Below are 16,871 nucleotides of genomic sequence, written 5' to 3' on the forward strand. Positions count from 1 at the left end.
ACCTCCAAATAGTTCTATCTATAAATTATATGTACAAGCCAATAGATTATGAATGAAGAATGAAGAATTGTAGAGTAAAGTCTCACTGGAGACTTTAAAATATATGTTAGAAAATCTCTAAAAGATTTTCTACATTAATTCTTCATTCTTAATTATTTACTCTTAATTCTTATCTTACAGGTATAACAATAGTTGAGCTTCTAAAATCATAAAACATAAGCCAATAGCCTTGACTATTCTCTTCTTCTTCGCCTTCAACCAGCGGAACCCATGTAACAAAGCCGGTTCTACCTCCAAAAGGCTGGTCAATTCTTGACTTTGTTCCTGGCACACCATATACTAGATATTTCATCTTATTGTCTTTATCATGCTTATAGCCAAGAATAAAGTGACCATGTTTTCTTATATACGGATAGTAGTTAACCATTGGATAATAAGCAACCGTATACTTATTATAATGAGCGCAGCTAGTCATGTCTTCAGGCCTATAAACAGGGACCTTATACCACTTGCATCTTTTTATTTCACTGCATATTCCTTGCAATTCTTCAAATCCATCTGCCACATCCATAAACAGCATGCTTATATTATCTTTAGGATAATTTTCGTCACACTTGTATTCATGCTTATGCTCTTTCTTTTCTTCGCACTTATCCTCGTGCTTTTCCTTATGCTTTTCTTCACACTTTTCTTCATGCTTTTCCTTATGCTTTTCTTCACAATTTTCTTCATGCTTTTCTTCATGCTTTTCTTCACAATTTTCTTCATGCTTTTCTTCATGCTTTATTTCGCAAGAATCCTTCTTGCACTTTTTCTTATGTCTTTCATCCTCAGGATCAATTTCAATTTCTTCTATGTTCTCTTCATTATTACTTATTTCTATTTGCGCTGCTTCATTTCTTGGCATTTCTTCTATAACTTTTATTTCTTCTTCCTTATCCTTAACTTTCTCCTCTTCAATCTTCTTTTCATATTCATCAAAAATATTTCTTTGTTCTTCCTTTGACTCTTCTCTTTGTTCTTCTTTCTTAGCTTCGGCTTTCACTTCAACAGCTTTTTCAACTTTTTCCTCTTGTGCTTCTTCCTGCCTCTTTAATTCGCTTTCTATAATACTAAAACCCTTCCACTCTGGAATATCAGTACTGGCAAATCCGCTCATAACAGGTATTATATTAGAATTCATAAGTCTAACTATTGCTGCACCAACTATTTTGTCAACACCGACTCCAAAGTTTGCCACATTTTCAACAGGATATTCATAGGATACCTCTGCTCTGCCGTGTTCATCTATGTTCAATTCACCTAGCTTTAAAAGTTTTTTTACATCCTTTTTATTACAAATTAACAGCATGTAATAAGGTGCACTTTCCTTTTTTAAGTTTTGAACATAGTAAGATACCTTACACTTATCATTTTTTATTTCCAATTTTGTATATCCTGAAGGCAATTTGTCAGAGGCCAAAGCATATCCTTTTTCATCTTCCTGCAGTATTATAAAATATCTACTGTAACTCTTTTTTTGAGCCAACTCTTGTCCCTCCAAAAAATTTATTCATTATAATATATGAAGACTAAACATAAAAGTGAACAAATACCAAAAAATAAACAGAGATATAAAAGTAATATTATACTTTTATATCTCTACTGCGTAATTTATTGATTCAAATCATATATTGCATTTGATAAATCTGCAAATTCTTGAAGAGAAAGTGTTTCTCCTCTTCTTTTAGAATCTATCCTTGCATTAATAAATGCCTTTTCCATTAGATCACTGCCTATCTTTAAAGCTTTCAAAGCATTCCATAAAGTTTTTCGCCTCATGTTAAACGCCTCTCTTGAAACTCTAAAAAATAATTTTTCATCCTTTACTATTACTCGTGGTTTTTCAAGCTTATTAAGCTTTATAACTATAGAGTCAACCTTTGGCTGAGGTATGAAAGAACTTGGAGCTACTTTTCTTACTATTTCTGTATCACAATAGTACTGAACTAATATGGAAAGAGCTCCATATTCTTTTGTATTTGGATCAGCTGCAATTCTTTCTGCTACTTCTTTTTGAATCATAATAGTCAGAGATTTAAAATTAAATTTATCATTTAGAAGCTTTGCTATTATAGGTGTTGTAACATAATATGGAAGATTAGCAACAACTTTTATAGACTTTTCCTCACCAGTTAGAGAATTAAAGTCAACCTTTAAAGCGTCTTTGTGTATAAGGTCAAAATTATTAAATTCCTTAAGTTCCTCTTTTAATATAGGAATAAGGTCAGCATCTAATTCTATAGAGAAAACCTTTTTTGCTCTTTTTAAAAGCTCTTTGGTTAGCGTTCCTACACCAGGACCTATTTCAATAATTAAATCCTCTGAGCTTACATTTGCCCCTTCTACTATATCCATCAATACACTATCATCTATTAGAAAGTTCTGACCTAGACTTTTAGTAAATCTAAATCCATATTTTTTAACAATTTCTTTTGTGGATAAATCACTCATATTCTTTCTCCTATATCTCTATACGTTTTAGCGCATTTATAAACTCTTCTCTTGTTATTCCATAGTTATTGAGTCTTGTAATAAATTGATTTGAATTACAATATCCAATTCCAAGCTCCCTGCCTAAAGCCTCTCTTCTTTCTTTAGATTTAGTATCTCCAGTAAGCTTAAAATATACTAAATCCTGTATATTGAACTCTTCTCTTTTTTCTTTTATTTCAAATTTAGCCATGCTAAGAGCTTTGAGTATAGCCTCAGGTGATGCATTTTCAACACCAATATCTCCATCCTTAGTTCCTTCTTTTTGAGTTATATATGCATGTTTTATGTCAGGAACTCTCTTAGATATTATTCTTCTTATTTTATCCCCTGCAAAATCAGGGTCAGTTAAAACTATAACTCCTTGTCTCTTTTGAGCCTCTTTAATTCTATTTATAACTTTAGCATTTATACCAAAGCCTCCAACAGCTATAATTTCTGCATCTACAGCTCTTTTAACAGCTGTAATATCATCTCTTCCTTCAACTACAATGACTTCCCTTATCATAAGTTCCTCCCGTAATAATTTTCCCTAACAATCTACTTATATTATTCTGTTACAAGCCTGCCTAATTGTCAAGGTATAAAAAAATTAGGAGCATGCAGCTCCTAATTTTACTTAACAATATACACATTTACTGTTCTAACTCCCCACTGTCTGCATTCAGACTCTGAATTAAGGTAAACATCTATAATATTACCTTTAATAGCTCCTCCTGTATCCTCTGCTATACCATAGCCATACCCTTCAATATATAGCTTGGTACCTAAAGGAATTACTCTCGGATCTACAGCTATCGAACTGTATCCGTCTGGGTTTCTTTTTGCAATTGTTCCAGTTGCAGTTCTTCCAAAGCCTTTATCTCCAGGACTCTTGCCTGTACTTGCAAAATTTGATGTATAAGCAGTAGCTTTCATCTTTATACTGTTTTTATATGCAACCTGCCCTCCACGGGATAAGTTTAGAACAGCAAGTGTGCCAACCGACACAATTCTCTGCACTGGCTTTTTGGTAACAACATCATTAAGTACTTTTCTTTCTGTTTCTTTTCCGTCTTCGTATACAAGTTCTGTAGTTATAACTCTTTGACCCTTCTCACCTTCTTGAAGTACCTTTTTTGAACCAGTTATTGCTTCATCATCATTCTTTACTACTGTAGAGAAATCCAAATCCACACTTTCACTTATAATTTTTGATTCAATTCTTGTCACAACTACATTTAAACCATCACTTATTTGTATGTTCCTTGAGGGTATTACCCTATCTGTATCTTTTACTATTATCCCCTCTTCATTAAACATCTTGTATACTGTATCTTCAGTTGTTAGAATCTTTTTCTCTAGACCGTCAATTGCAATAGTAACATTGACAGCTTTTTTTATGTCAATCCTGTCATTTTTCTTTAGCTTTGTGTCTATACTTGGTGTCATTTTGTCCTTTGGCCCTAAGACTATACTATTATCACTTAATACATCCTTAAATGTCTTTCTAAAGGTAACTATTTTAGTTTCCTTTCCGTCAATTGATACTACTATAGTCTTTTTGGCGGCTTGAACACCTGCTGTAACAACCATGAGTGAAAGCATTACAACAAGTACTGCCTTAGGACCTATTGAAAAATAGTTTTTATACATATTTTTCAACTTATCCATTCTGCTAACCTCCTTAAAACTAAAGCGGTATTTAAGCAAACAACTTTAAATATAGTTTAGATGTTGTTTAGCCATAAAACTCACTAAAGTTACTTTTATTAGACTGCTAAAATGCATTACTATGCATAAATAATAAAATATATTATGATTGCATTAAAATTATAGATATGCAGTCTTTGATAGAGGTATAATTTATTAATAAAATTTTTATATCTCCTAAAAAGTTATAAGATATTAAATTATATGCCAATATTTGGATTTTTAATCATCAAATTTTAAAATGCTAAATAAAAGCCAAAGGCACTAATATACTTTCTTAGTATATTAGTGCCTTCAATAGGGTTTAAAATTAAATTTTACAATTAAATAGTTAGCATCCTTTTAGTGTTTTCTATTGTAATTCTTGATATTTCTTCTTCGGGTATTCCTTTAATTTCTGATAGCTTTTCAATAATATATTTTATATAATCCGACCTGTTTCTCTTTCCCCTAAATGGTGTTGGGGCCATGTAAGGACAATCTGTTTCAACAAGCATCCTGTCAAGCGGTATCTCTTTAGCAACCTCAACTATTTTTTTAGCATTTTTAAATGTTACAACTCCTGTAAATCCTATATAGTATCCAAGCTTTAAGCATTCTCTTGCAAATTCTACACTCCCAGAAAAACAGTGCAGCACTCCCTTAACCTCAGGAAACTCCTTTAATATTTTTAAAGTATCTTCATGAGCATCTCTATCATGAATTACTACAGGTAATCTTAGTTCTCTTGCTAATTCCATTTGAGTTCTAAAAACTCTCTTTTGAACTTCTCTTGATGGGTTTTCTTCATAGAAATAATCAAGGCCAATTTCACCTATAGCTTTTACCTTTTCATTAGAAGCCAATTCTCTAAGTTCTTTTAAAGTATCATTATTAAGCTCGGTTGCATTCTCAGGATGAATTCCTACTGCAGCATAAAAGAAATCATATTCCTTAGAAAGTTTAGAAGAAAATCTTGCTCCATCCATAGAAGCCCCGCAATTTAAAACTCCTATAACCCCTGCTTCTTTAATTTCTTTTATTACTTGCTCTCTATCTTCATTAAAGGATTCATCATCATAATGAGCATGTGAATCAAAAATAGTTATCATTTGTATCACTCCCAAATAAAAGTAGTGTGCACTGAAATTTTCAGTACACACTACATTATATCCTATATGGTATAAGTTAGTCTATTTACTTTATAACTACTAATTCATAGTCTTGAGTTCCAAGCCCTATTTCTTCAGCATAGTTTAAGCTTACTCTCCAGTCAGTATTAGGATGAATATGGTGAATTTTATCTTCATGTTCATGATTGTGTTCTTCACATTCACATACCTTTTCTTCTAAGTAACTTCCTTTTGCTACTGGAGCTTCATTAACCATGTCAATAGAAGCTTTATCTAAAGCAACAGGATCAAAGGATGCCATTATTCCTAGGTCTGGTACTATAGGAACATCATTGCTGTCCCAACAGTCGCAATTTGGAGACACATTCATAATAAAATTTATATGGAAGTTTGGCTTATCTTTTAATACTGCATGGGTATACTCTGCAATTTTTTCGTTAGCAGTATCAGCTGCTTCATTCCATATTACCTGAGCGGCATCAAACTGACATACAGCAACACACTGACCACAGCCTACACACTTATCATAATCAATAGCTGCTTTTCTGTTTTCATTTATCTCTATAGCATCTTGAGCACAGTTATTTATACATTGTCTGCAGGCAACACAATTTTCTTCTTCGATTTTTGGCTTTGAAGCAGAATGCATTTCAAGCTTGCCGCCTCTTGAGCCGGATCCCATACCAAGGTTTTTCAAAGCTCCGCCAAAACCTGTCATTTCATGGCCTTTAAAGTGATTCATAGATATAATAATATCTGCATCTGCAATTGCAGTTCCTATTTTTGCTGTTTTGCAGTGTTTCATATCTATCACTACTTCTCTATAATCTGTTCCCTTAAGTCCATCTGCAATTATAACATGACAACCAACAGTAAGCGGATTAAATCCATTTTCATAAGCTGCTCCTAAGTGGTCTATTGCATTTGCCCTTCTTCCTGAATAAAGAGTATTTGAATCTGTTAAGAACGGAATACCGCCTAACTCCTTAATTACACTAACTACCTTGGCTGCATAATTTGGTCTTATATATGCCAAGTTTCCAGGCTCTCCAAAGTGGATTTTTACAGCTGTGAATTTATTTTTAAAATCAATATCACCTATTCCAGCCTTCTTTATCAATTTTTCAACCTTATCTAAAAGATTTACTCCTGGCTTTGTTCTAAGATTTGTAAAGTATACTTTTGACTTTTCCATAACCCCTTATCCTCCTTTAATTCGTATCACTGGGTAGTTTAAGAGTGCTCGTTCCCTTATGGCACTGGGTAACTTAAGATATTCGCTTCGCTCATAAGTTACCCGCTAAGGTCCATTTAGGACTTTAGCCTCCAAGTTAAATTATATTAAGCTTTCCTTCCTCTGCTTTTAAAACAAATTCAGTGCTGCCATTTGATATATTGAAATTTATAGATTCACCATTAAAGCATATTTGTCTTGCTTTTACATTATTAATGATAAACCTAAAATTCTTATATTTTTTTGAATAACCTTCATTTAAGAAATTTAACCCAATAGTTATGTTTTTATTATTTTCCATTGTAAACTTATATAAGTTGTACTTGCCTTTTTTATAATCGAAGCTTTCTCCATCATCTTCATAGTGAATATATTCACTTTTACCTGGATAAATATTTAGAGTTAACTCATCTATCACTTTTTCTCCAATATACTTTTGTTCAGGATAGCTAGGTATAATACTTCCGGCTTTAATATATATAGGGCAAGTATCTAACGGTGCATTTTTCAGTATAGTATCCTTACCTTTATGAGTTTGTCCAGTCCAAAAATCAATCCATTCTCCTTCTGGTAAATATACTGCTTTAAAACTTTTGCCTTGTTCAACAACTGGGGCTACCAGAATATTTTCTCCAAACAAAAATTCATCATTAATATTATAGGTTTGCTCATCCTGAGAGTAGTGCAATACCAATGGTCTCATTACAGGAAGTCCAGTTCTTTCCCCTTGCCACATTAAGTCATATAAATAGGGCAGAAGTTTATATCTTAATTTTATATATTTCTTATTTATATCAAGGGTTTGCTTATCAAAAGCCCAAGGTTCCTGATCTCTTGTATGTATAGAAGAATGATTTCTAAAAAGCGGTGAGAAACACCCAACTTGTATCCATCTGGATAGAAGCTCTCCAGTACAATCAAATCCAAAACCACCAACATCAGTTCCTGCAAAGCTTAGTCCGCTTAAACCTAAATTTAAAAGCATGGGCACTGACATTCTTAAATGCTCCCACAAGCTTTGATTATCTCCTGTCCAAACAGTAGAATATTTTTGTGTACCTGCATAACAAGCCCTAGTTATAACAAAAGGTCTTTTTTCCGTATGCTTTTTTATCCCTTCATAGGATGACTTTGACATTAAGTGTCCATATACATTGTGTACTTCTCTATGATCTGTTGGTCTTCCATCATTTCCAAATTGAACATCATCTGGAAGAGGGCCATTAAAACTTGCCGGCTCGTTCATATCATTCCATATACCAGCGACTCCGTCCTCCATCATTATCTTTTGATTATCTGACCACCATTCTCTTACCCTTGCTTCAGAAAAATCTGGGTATAAGGAATCTCCGGGCCAAACCGCATTTACATAAGGCACTCCATCCTTATCCGTTGCAAAATAATTATTCTTAAGTCCCTCCTCATAAATTGAATAGCCTTTATCCTTTTTAACTCCTGGATCAATTATAGTTACCACCTTAAAGCCTTCTTCTCTCAGTTTAGTTAATGTTTCTTTTGGATTTGGAAATCTCTCCTTATCCCAAGTAAATACTCTAAAACCATCCATATAATCTATATCAAGGTATAATGCGTCGCAAGGAATATCATTATCACGAAATGCTTTTGCAACTTCCTTAAGTCTTCCTTCAGGTGCATAACTCCATCTGCATTGATGATATCCTAAAGTCCAAAGCTGAGGCATAGGAGTTTTTCCTGTTAAATATGTATATCTTCCAATAACATCTTTAAAATCTGGACCAGCTATAAAATAGTAGTCTAAATTACCATCCTCTGCACCAAAATAGTAATAATCACTATTTTCCTTACCCATATCAAAATAAGTTTTAAAAGTATTATCAAAAAATATTCCAAATGCTTTTCCCTTATTTAAGGTTACAAAGAAAGGTATAGACTTATAAAGCGATTTATAACTTTCAACATGTGGACTAGGATCATCCGTATTCCACATCTCGTAGCTGTAGTTTCTTTTATTTAAATGGCCGGTTTTATCACCAAATCCGTAAAAATTCTCATCTCCAAACATCTTCTTAACAACTTCGATTTTGTGAGAATCTGCGTTTGTTTCAACTCTATGACCTTCAGCCTCAGCTATGCTTACATTTCCCCTTCTAACAAAAGGTTCTCTATCTCCTTTATAATCTAAGCATATAGGTTCACCATTTTTATCATAAAAATCTACATAAAAATTATCACTTACTCTTACAGAAACTTGTTCTGTTTTTATTTCTATAAATTTATCTGTCTCGTTTACTTCAAAGTTACATTTTTCAGCTGAAACTCCTTCAATTGCTCTCGAATAATGGTTATCATACTTTAAAGGTGAAAATACATTAATAATCCACGGATTTATTATTTCTATCCATCCTTGTCCATTTTCAAAATTAAAAATCACTTTATTTTCTTCTAGAATAAATCTAATAGTTTTTCCAAACACCCTCTACTCACCCCACATTTTTTTAGTAATTTACCATGAGAAATTATAGTATACGTAATATATTTTAAATGTTTTCATAAAAATAGTAAACACTATAATTATAAGTAAATAATTCATCTAAAATATTTAAATATAAAAATATTTTTATATTTAAATATTTTTTAACTGAATAAAATTCTACTTATTTGGTAAAATAAATAACATTAGTAGGTATGTATAGTTAGCCTATTATAGTTTTTTTATACATTTAGGAGGTTTTTTTAATGCAAGGAACAGTAAAATGGTTCAACTCACAAAAAGGTTTCGGTTTCATCACAACAGATGACGGAAAAGATGTATTTGTTCATTACTCAGGTATCGAATCTGGTGGATTCAAGACTCTTAACGAAGGCGATAAGGTTTCCTTTGACTTAACTCAAGGGCAAAAGGGAGATCAAGCCATAAACGTTAAACCACTATAATATTTGAATAAGCAAATAACCTATTATTAATATTTATATATTATTAATAGGTTCTGCCATGTAAAAAGACCGCTAATTAAAGCGGTCTTTTTACATGATAATTACAAAATTCTCAAATTGATATAGTTTTTTAAATTAAATATTATATGTATTTATGCTGTTAGTAACAAGTACAGGCGGATCTTGCCCGCCAGGTCCATTTGGCACAACTACTCCTACAACAGCAATTAAGAGTGATAAACTAAGAAAAATACTAAATACTAAATTTTTTTTCTTTTTCATATGTTTTCCCCCAATCTCATATAATATCTTATTATATCACAATTTTCAGAATATTCAATATGTTCTTTCTACTAATTCAATGTATTTTTTGCACATTATCTCATCTTTTTCATCCAAATAGATTAAAGCTAACTTTGAATATATTTTAATAAGTTCGTCTTTTCTATTACTCTTACTTAAGAGTTCAACTAAATTTTGATATATCCTTTTCAAGTTTTTCTTATCATTCATTCTTAAGTAAATTTCTGAAAGTGTATAAGAAGCTTTTATCTGAAGCTCTTCATCAGGGCTATCTTTAAGTAGGCTCAAGCTGTCATATATAAGTTCTAATGCTTCGTAATAACTTTCACGCTTCATAAGAGCTTCAGCCTTACTTAAATACGTGTATGCCAAATCATATGGACTTTTATCTCTCCTTAATTTCTCAGCAAAGTCATAATATTCAATGCTTTTATCTAAATCATCTAGGTAAGTGTATAGAACACCGAGATTAGTATATATATACCCTAATAAATCTTCATTATTATTTTTACATTCTATTATAAGCTTATTATATATCTTAATTACTTCATTATATTCTTTCTTGCATTCATAACAATTGGAAACTAGTATTTGAGCATAGACATAATTAACAAAGTTACTTGATTTATCTATCAGTTCTAAATATTCATCTAAATATTGAATGGCTTCATCAAACTTATCCAGTTTTTTGTAACACCAAGCTAAGTTATATATAGATTTTTCTAATGTTTGACTATCATTATGAGCAGACGAATAATAGTATGCCTTATGATAGTAAAATAATGCTTCAAGATATTGAAAGGTATTAGCCTTACAAGCTCCCAGCTTATTATATATATCAGAAAACTCAACTTCATACTGCTCTTTATTATATAAATCTAATGCATCAACATAATATAAAGCCGCTTCAAAATAGTACTTATCGTCAAAAAGTATATCTCCTTTTTGTTTATTTTCTTCTGCTTTAATAATATTTGAATTTCTATCAATATTTATAAATTCCATATATATTTTACACTCCTGTAGGAATATCAAAGTTATATTTTATTTTATTATAGTTCAAAATAAAACTGCTGAATAGTATAAACCAATCAGCAGTTTGTAAAATTTAATTAATATTTTATTTATTTGCTTTTTCTTCAATCATTTTAGCCAGTGAGTGCGCCATTTCATCAATTTCAGCTTGATTTTCTCCCTCAAGCATAACTCTTACCAAAGGTTCTGTACCTGAAGGTCTTATTAAAACTCGTCCGCATCCGTGGAGCTTTTCTTCCATCTTCATTATTTCATTTGCTATTTCTGAGTCCTTCTCATGAATATCTTTTTTATCATTTGGAACTTTAGCATTTGCTAATACTTGTGGAAGCTCCTTCATTATTGAAGCTAACTGTGATAGTGTGTTTCCACTTTTCTTAACAACAGCAGCAATTTGAAGTCCTGTTACAAGACCGTCTCCTGTTGTGTTATGTTCAAGAAAAATAACATGTCCTGACTGCTCTCCGCCAAGCTTGTAGCCTTCCTTAGCCATTTCCTCTAGAACATATCTATCTCCAACCTTTGTTTTAACAGTTTTAATGTCTTCCTTTGCTAAAGCTATATCTAAACCAAGATTGCTCATTACTGTTACAACCAATACATCTTTGGTTAACTTACCCTGATCCTTTAAATATTTAGCACAAATAGCCATCATAAAATCACCGTTTACTAAATTACCTTTTTCATCTACTGCAAGGCATCTGTCGGCATCTCCATCAAAAGCAAGGCCTAAATTACAGCCCTTTCTGACTACATAGTCCATCAATTCTTCTGGATGTGTCGAACCGCAGTTTTTGTTTATATTCACACCATCTGGATCATTGTTTATCACAACTACTTCTGCTCCAAGACTTCTAAATGTTTCAACTGCTGCTTCATAAGAAGCTCCATTTGCACAGTCTAAAGCAATTTTCATCCCTTTAAAATCAACATCTATAGTTGACTTTGCGAATTTTATATAGTCTTCTAGAGCAGCTTCTTCAGTCCTCTTTCTTCCTAAATCGCCACCCGTCGGTGAAGGTACTCCTTCAAAATTGCTTTCTATTACAGCTTGAATTCTATCTTCTAATTCATCTGAAAGCTTGTAACCCTGTGAATTAAAGAATTTAATACCATTATATTCAACGGGATTATGTGAAGCTGAAATAACTACCCCTGCATCAGCACCATATTTTCTAGTTAAATATGCAACTGCTGGTGTAGGAACTACACCTAAACGAACAGCCTCAGCTCCAACTGAAAGTATTCCAGCAACGAGAGCAGCTTCAAGCATATCTCCAGAAATTCTTGTATCCATACCAACTATTATTTTAGGTTTATGAGCTCCTTCTGTAAGTACGTAAGCCCCAGCTCTTCCTAAATTATACGCAAGCTGAGCTGTAAGCTCTGTATTTGCAATTCCCCTAACTCCATCTGTTCCAAACATTCTACTCATATTGTAACCTCGCTTTTTCTCTTATACATATAAACATACAAAATAATTATATTACAAGTGTCATTTTATTACAATGTAAAAAAATACCTAGAGCTTTTTCTCTAGGTATTTTTACTTTATGTTCTTAATTCTATTAAGCAGCGAATTCCGCACCTTTTTCTAAAGCCTTCTTATTAGCTTCATAGAATTTTTCTTTTCCGTGTTCCTTTAAAGCTTTAAGCAAGTCTTCCATAGAAACTATACCTGTTTTTGCAACCAATGCTCCTAAGAGTACCATGTTAGCTATAGTTTTACTTCCAATTTCTTCTGCTATGCTTTGGGCTGGTATGCTAATAACTTCTATATCATTTCTTTCTGGAAGCCTATTTACTAAATCGCTGTCTATTATTAAAAGTCCATTTTCCTTAATAGCCTCTTCAAATTTATCTAATGAAGGTCTATTCATAACTACTAGTGTAGTAGCTTCATTAACTATAGGGGAACCCACTGGATCTTCAGTAAGTATGACTGAACAGTTTGCAGTTCCTCCTCTCATTTCCGGACCATAAGATGGAAGCCATGAAACATTAAGACCAGCATCCATTCCCGCATAAGCTAAGAATTTTCCCATAGAGAGAATACCTTGACCGCCAAAGCCAGCAAATAATATTTCTTGTGAAGCCATATTATTTTACCTCCCCTGTAGTATCTTTTTTAACACCTAATGGATAGTAAGGTATCATATTGTCTTTTAACCATTTAAAGGATTCTTCTGTAGATAATCCCCAGTTAGTTGGGCATATAGACAACACTTCAACCATAGAAAATCCTTTTCCTGCTATCTGATTTTCAAAAGCTCTCTTTATTGCTTTTTTAGCCTTAATTACATTTGGAACACTATCAACGGAAACTCTTTCAACATAGCATGCACCATCAAGAGTTGAAATCATTTCTGAAACTCTTATTGGGTATCCTGCTGTCTTAACGTCTCTTCCGTATGGTGATGTTTCTGTAATTTGTCCCGGAAGAGTTGTTGGAGCCATTTGTCCTCCTGTCATTCCATAGATGCAGTTGTTCACGAATATAGTAACTATATTTTCTCCTCTTGTTGCTGCATGAACAATTTCTGCTGTACCTATTGCAGCAAGGTCTCCGTCACCTTGATAAGTAAATACTACACTGTCTGGATGAGATCTTTTTATACCAGTTGCAACTGCTGGAGCTCTTCCATGAGCTGCCTGGAACATATCACAAGCAAAATAATCATATGCAAGCACTGAGCATCCTACTGGTGCTACTCCTATTGTTTTATCTAAAACTCCCAACTCATCTATTACCTCGGCAATAAGCCTGTGAATTACTCCATGAGTACATCCTGGACAATAATGGGTAGGTACATCTAACAAAGAAATAGGTGGTTGAAATACTATAGCCATTATTTTATCCCCCCTGCAACTTCATCTTTAGCTTCGCTATTGAAGCCTACTATTTCTTTTATTTTGCTTAAGATTTCTTCTGGATGAGGAACCATTCCGCCTGTTCTTCCATAGAAGTGAACTGGCTTTCTTCCATTTACAGATAATCTAACATCTTCAACCATTTGACCCATACTCATTTCAACTGAAATATAGCCAAGTCTTGTTTTAGATATAGTTTTTTCAAATGCTTCAACAGGGAATGGCCATAAAGTTATAGGTCTAATTAAACCAAGCCTAATGCCATTTTCCTTAGCCATTTTAACAACATTTTTGCATATTCTTGATGTTGTTCCATAAGCAACTATAATTAAGTCACATTCTTCATCGCAATTATACAATTCATATTTCACTTCATTTTTCTTTATAGCATCATATTTTCTTTGAAGCTTTAAGTTATGCTGCTCAAGTTCTTCTGGTTTTAAGAATAAGGAATTTATAACATTATGAGTCTTTCTTCCTCTTAAGCCATTAGCAGCCCAATCTTTCTCTGGAAGCTCTCTTTTTTCTCTTTCTTTAAACTCAACAGGTTCCATCATTTGACCAAGCATTCCATCTCCCATAACCATACATGGGGTTCTATACATATCAGCAACATCAAAAGCTTCTTGAACTAAATCAACCATTTCTTGAATTGATGCTGGTGCATAAACTGGCATTTGGAAATCACCATGTGCTCCACCTTTAGTTGCCTGGAAATAATCTGACTGAGCTGGTTGGATTCCACCAAGGCCTGGGCCACCCCTAACTATGTTTATAATAACACATGGAAGCTCTGCTCCTGCTATATAGGAAATTCCTTCAGCTTTTAAGCTTATTCCTGGGCTTGAAGAAGAAGTTAAAACTCTAACCCCGCTTCCTGCCGCTCCGTAAACCATGTTTATAGCAGCTACTTCACTTTCAGCTTGTAAAAATACTCTTCCAATCTTTGGCATCTTTTTTGACATATAAGCAGCTACTTCTGTCTGAGGTGTAATTGGATAACCAAAGAAGCACTGACAGTTAGCTCTAATAGCTGCCTCTCCAATGGCTTCATTACCTTTCATTAATACCTTTTCACCCATTTGAAACCCTCCTCCTTTTAGTCGAAAGCACTGAGCAATTAAAGACTCTCGCTTCCGCTCGAAAATTGCTCGTTAAAGTCCATTTAGGACTTTAACCTCCTTTTAATTAATTACTTTTCTACAACTATAACACAATCTGGACACATTCTGGCACAGGATACACAGCCGATACATTGACTCATTCTGTCTTCAGTAACCTCTGCAGGATGATACCCTTTGTTATTTAACTTCTCGGAAAAAGCAATTATCTTTTTAGGGCAAGCAAGAATGCAGTTTCCACATCCTTTGCATCTCTCTTCTTTAAAAGTAACTCTTGGCATAAAATCCCCTCCATCTTATTTATCTCCACGGTGGTTTCATATATATGTCTATTGGCAAAATTTCACCTTGTACTTTGCCTATTATGTCCGAAAATAAGTCCTCTCTGCAAACCGTATATCTATATGGTATGCCTACCTTTTCTGATAACTCCGCTACTTCCTTATCGCCTTTTAATATATCTTCAATGGTTGTCTCATACGATAAGTTTGTATTGGATACCAAATATGTTACCTTGAGTCTTGAAGAATATTGAATATTTCTTATATATTCTTCTGTATCGATTAAATTTGAAGTCATAGGTCTATTATTATTGACTACAAAGTACATTTCATAAGGTTCTTCTCTAAAAAATCTATTGTACTGTCCTAATACAACTGCCCCAGAGTCGTCTCCTCCTATGTCCATTACAACTTCATAGGACTTATCATTAAACACAGAAATTATCTCCGCTGGTACTACTGCAAGCTCTGCATTAGAGTAATGAGGATTAGAAGCTATTACTCGTATTCCATATTCCTTTGTTAATAACTCACTTATATCCCTTACGCAAAAATATGGATTAACTATGTCTATATCTACAATTGCTACCTTTTTCCCCTGCTTAGCCAAGTTTATTGCATAATTTATAGCTATTTCAGTTTTACCGCTTCCAAAATGTCCTGTAAATATTCTTATTCTGCTCATAAGTCACCCCCTGCTTGCTTATTTATATTCTTTTGCTTCTTCTTCGCCTTTTAGAACTCTTATTCCTCCCTGAGTTAAAGCAAGAAGCTCGTCTTCTCCTGGGTAAACTATAACTGGAGCTATAAATTCAACTCTTTCCTTTATAAGCTCTACTATGTCCTTACCATAAGCTATTCCACCTGTTAATAATATAGCATCAACTTTTCCATGAAGTACAGCAGCACATTTTCCTACTTCCTTTGATACCTGATATGCCATTGCTTTTAAAACAAGCTCAGCTTTCTTATCACCAGCCTTCATAGCTTCAGCTACAACTTTTGCATCATTAGTATTCAAGTGGGCAACAAAGCCGCCTTTGCCTGTAATCATCTTTTTGACTTCATCATAAGTATACTTACCACTAAAGCAAAGCTTTACTAAGTCACCTATAGGAAGACTTCCTGAACGTTCCGGAGAAAATGGCCCTTCTCCATCCAAAGCGTTATTAACATCAACAACTCTTCCGTTCTTGTGTGCCCCTACAGATATTCCTCCACCCATATGAGCAACTATTAAATTTAGTTCTTCATATTTTTTATCTATTTCTTTTGAATATCTTTTAGCTATAGCCTTTTGGTTAAGTGCATGAAATATGCTTATTCTCTCTATTTCAGGTATTCCAGATATTCTAGCAATTTCATCAAGCTCGTCAACAACAACCGGATCTACAATAAAAGCTTTAACGCCAATTTTTTTTGCTATTTCACTTGCAATAATTCCACCTAAATTTGATGCATGCTGTCCTTGAACACCTATTTTAAGATCATTGAGCATTATCTCATTAACTTCATAAGTACCACCTTCTATAGGCTTTAAAAGTCCTCCTCTGCCAACAACTGCATCTAAGGTATTTATATCAAAGTTTTTTTCTTTTAAAATATCCAAAATTACATTTTTTCTAAACTCAAACTGTTCATATATAGTTTTAAACTTTCCTATTTCCTCAGAGGAATGTCTTAAAGTTTCAACTATAATAGGATTTTCATCTTCATAAACACCTATTTTTGTTGAAGTAGAACCTGGATTAATTATTAAAAGCTTATAACTCAT

The 16,871-nt window shown here is 33.2% G+C and carries 17 protein-coding genes; 1 reads left to right on the plus strand and 16 read right to left on the minus strand.

The genetic code is table 11. The features are described from left to right. Positions 1-169: 169 nt before the first annotated feature. The 7 genes from JK636_RS09800 to JK636_RS09830 all read right to left on the minus strand — a co-directional run bounded on the left by JK636_RS09800 (position 170) and on the right by JK636_RS09830 (position 9,025). Positions 170-1,528, minus strand: a complete 1,359-nt coding sequence (locus tag JK636_RS09800) for a DUF7922 domain-containing protein (RefSeq protein WP_202748639.1) — start codon at positions 1,526-1,528, stop codon at positions 170-172. Positions 1,529-1,653: 125 nt separating this feature from the next. Continuing rightward, positions 1,654-2,493, minus strand: a complete 840-nt coding sequence (gene rsmA, locus JK636_RS09805; RefSeq protein ID WP_202748640.1) for a 16S rRNA (adenine(1518)-N(6)/adenine(1519)-N(6))-dimethyltransferase RsmA — start codon at positions 2,491-2,493, stop codon at positions 1,654-1,656. Between the two features lie 10 nt (positions 2,494-2,503). Continuing rightward, positions 2,504-3,040: a ribonuclease M5 gene (gene rnmV, locus JK636_RS09810; protein WP_202748641.1), complete on the minus strand. Its 537-nt coding sequence runs from the start codon at positions 3,038-3,040 to the stop codon at positions 2,504-2,506. 107 nt (positions 3,041-3,147) lie between these two features. Beyond that, positions 3,148-4,185: a 3D domain-containing protein gene (locus tag JK636_RS09815; RefSeq protein WP_202748642.1), complete on the minus strand. Its 1,038-nt coding sequence runs from the start codon at positions 4,183-4,185 to the stop codon at positions 3,148-3,150. 362 nt (positions 4,186-4,547) lie between these two features. After that, complete coding sequence (locus JK636_RS09820; protein WP_202748643.1) at positions 4,548-5,315, minus strand: TatD family hydrolase; 768 nt, start codon at positions 5,313-5,315, stop codon at positions 4,548-4,550. An 85-nt stretch (positions 5,316-5,400) separates the two neighbouring features. Beyond that, a complete protein-coding gene (locus JK636_RS09825; RefSeq protein ID WP_202748644.1) occupies positions 5,401-6,531 on the minus strand; it encodes a DUF362 domain-containing protein in 1,131 nt (376 codons plus the stop codon). Positions 6,532-6,667: 136 nt separating this feature from the next. Beyond that, positions 6,668-9,025 carry a TIM-barrel domain-containing protein gene (locus JK636_RS09830; protein ID WP_202748645.1) on the minus strand — a complete coding sequence of 786 codons (2,358 nt, stop codon included), beginning with the start codon at positions 9,023-9,025 and terminating at the stop codon, positions 6,668-6,670. Positions 9,026-9,288: 263 nt separating this feature from the next. On the opposite strand from JK636_RS09830, the gene JK636_RS09835 reads away from it, so the two are divergent. After that, entirely contained in the window at positions 9,289-9,486 is a 198-nt protein-coding gene (locus JK636_RS09835) for a cold-shock protein (protein WP_202748646.1), read from the plus strand. A gap of 135 nt (positions 9,487-9,621) precedes the next feature. Here JK636_RS09835 and JK636_RS09840 read toward each other — a convergent pair whose 3' ends face one another. The 9 genes from JK636_RS09840 to buk all read right to left on the minus strand — a co-directional run bounded on the left by JK636_RS09840 (position 9,622) and on the right by buk (position 16,871). Next, positions 9,622-9,768, minus strand: coding sequence for a hypothetical protein (locus tag JK636_RS09840; RefSeq protein ID WP_202748647.1), 147 nt, complete (start codon positions 9,766-9,768; stop codon positions 9,622-9,624). A gap of 54 nt (positions 9,769-9,822) precedes the next feature. Then, positions 9,823-10,794, minus strand: a complete 972-nt coding sequence (locus tag JK636_RS09845; RefSeq protein ID WP_202748648.1) for a tetratricopeptide repeat protein — start codon at positions 10,792-10,794, stop codon at positions 9,823-9,825. 115 nt (positions 10,795-10,909) lie between these two features. Beyond that, entirely contained in the window at positions 10,910-12,259 is a 1,350-nt protein-coding gene (gene glmM, locus JK636_RS09850) for a phosphoglucosamine mutase (RefSeq protein WP_202748649.1), read from the minus strand. 133 nt (positions 12,260-12,392) lie between these two features. Beyond that, complete coding sequence (locus JK636_RS09855) at positions 12,393-12,923, minus strand: 2-oxoacid:acceptor oxidoreductase family protein (protein ID WP_202748650.1); 531 nt, start codon at positions 12,921-12,923, stop codon at positions 12,393-12,395. 1 nt (position 12,924) lies between these two features. Further along, positions 12,925-13,674 carry a thiamine pyrophosphate-dependent enzyme gene (locus JK636_RS09860; protein ID WP_202748651.1) on the minus strand — a complete coding sequence of 250 codons (750 nt, stop codon included), beginning with the start codon at positions 13,672-13,674 and terminating at the stop codon, positions 12,925-12,927. Then, on the minus strand, positions 13,674-14,777 hold the full coding sequence (locus tag JK636_RS09865) for a 3-methyl-2-oxobutanoate dehydrogenase subunit VorB (protein WP_202748652.1): 1,104 nt from the start codon (positions 14,775-14,777) through the stop codon (positions 13,674-13,676). The genes JK636_RS09860 and JK636_RS09865 overlap by 1 nt, the downstream gene beginning before the upstream one ends. A gap of 110 nt (positions 14,778-14,887) precedes the next feature. Further along, positions 14,888-15,097, minus strand: coding sequence for a 4Fe-4S dicluster domain-containing protein (locus tag JK636_RS09870; RefSeq protein ID WP_202748653.1), 210 nt, complete (start codon positions 15,095-15,097; stop codon positions 14,888-14,890). Between the two features lie 19 nt (positions 15,098-15,116). After that, entirely contained in the window at positions 15,117-15,782 is a 666-nt protein-coding gene (locus tag JK636_RS09875; RefSeq protein ID WP_202748654.1) for a nucleotide-binding protein, read from the minus strand. Between the two features lie 18 nt (positions 15,783-15,800). Next, on the minus strand, positions 15,801-16,871 hold the full coding sequence (gene buk, locus JK636_RS09880) for a butyrate kinase (protein WP_202748655.1): 1,071 nt from the start codon (positions 16,869-16,871) through the stop codon (positions 15,801-15,803).

The organism is Clostridium rhizosphaerae (genome assembly GCF_016765585.1).
Classification (GTDB): Bacteria; Bacillota; Clostridia; order Clostridiales; family Clostridiaceae; genus Clostridium_AT; species Clostridium_AT rhizosphaerae.

Bases quoted from the DNA above. Each gene is read 5' to 3' on its own strand.
- rsmA (WP_202748640.1), bottom strand. From the start codon at position 2,493: ATGAGTGATTTATCCACAAAAGAAATTGTTAAAAAATATGGATTTAGA.
- rnmV (WP_202748641.1), bottom strand. From the start codon at position 3,040: ATGATAAGGGAAGTCATTGTAGTTGAAGGAAGAGATGATATTACAGCT.
- JK636_RS09815 (WP_202748642.1), bottom strand. From the start codon at position 4,185: ATGGATAAGTTGAAAAATATGTATAAAAACTATTTTTCAATAGGTCCT.
- JK636_RS09820 (WP_202748643.1), bottom strand. From the start codon at position 5,315: ATGATAACTATTTTTGATTCACATGCTCATTATGATGATGAATCCTTT.
- JK636_RS09825 (WP_202748644.1), bottom strand. From the start codon at position 6,531: ATGGAAAAGTCAAAAGTATACTTTACAAATCTTAGAACAAAGCCAGGA.
- JK636_RS09835 (WP_202748646.1), top strand. From the start codon at position 9,289: ATGCAAGGAACAGTAAAATGGTTCAACTCACAAAAAGGTTTCGGTTTC.
- JK636_RS09840 (WP_202748647.1), bottom strand. From the start codon at position 9,768: ATGAAAAAGAAAAAAAATTTAGTATTTAGTATTTTTCTTAGTTTATCA.
- JK636_RS09845 (WP_202748648.1), bottom strand. From the start codon at position 10,794: ATGGAATTTATAAATATTGATAGAAATTCAAATATTATTAAAGCAGAA.
- glmM (WP_202748649.1), bottom strand. From the start codon at position 12,259: ATGAGTAGAATGTTTGGAACAGATGGAGTTAGGGGAATTGCAAATACA.
- JK636_RS09855 (WP_202748650.1), bottom strand. From the start codon at position 12,923: ATGGCTTCACAAGAAATATTATTTGCTGGCTTTGGCGGTCAAGGTATT.
- JK636_RS09860 (WP_202748651.1), bottom strand. From the start codon at position 13,674: ATGGCTATAGTATTTCAACCACCTATTTCTTTGTTAGATGTACCTACC.
- JK636_RS09865 (WP_202748652.1), bottom strand. From the start codon at position 14,777: ATGGGTGAAAAGGTATTAATGAAAGGTAATGAAGCCATTGGAGAGGCA.
- JK636_RS09870 (WP_202748653.1), bottom strand. From the start codon at position 15,097: ATGCCAAGAGTTACTTTTAAAGAAGAGAGATGCAAAGGATGTGGAAAC.
- JK636_RS09875 (WP_202748654.1), bottom strand. From the start codon at position 15,782: ATGAGCAGAATAAGAATATTTACAGGACATTTTGGAAGCGGTAAAACT.
- buk (WP_202748655.1), bottom strand. From the start codon at position 16,871: ATGAGTTATAAGCTTTTAATAATTAATCCAGGTTCTACTTCAACAAAA.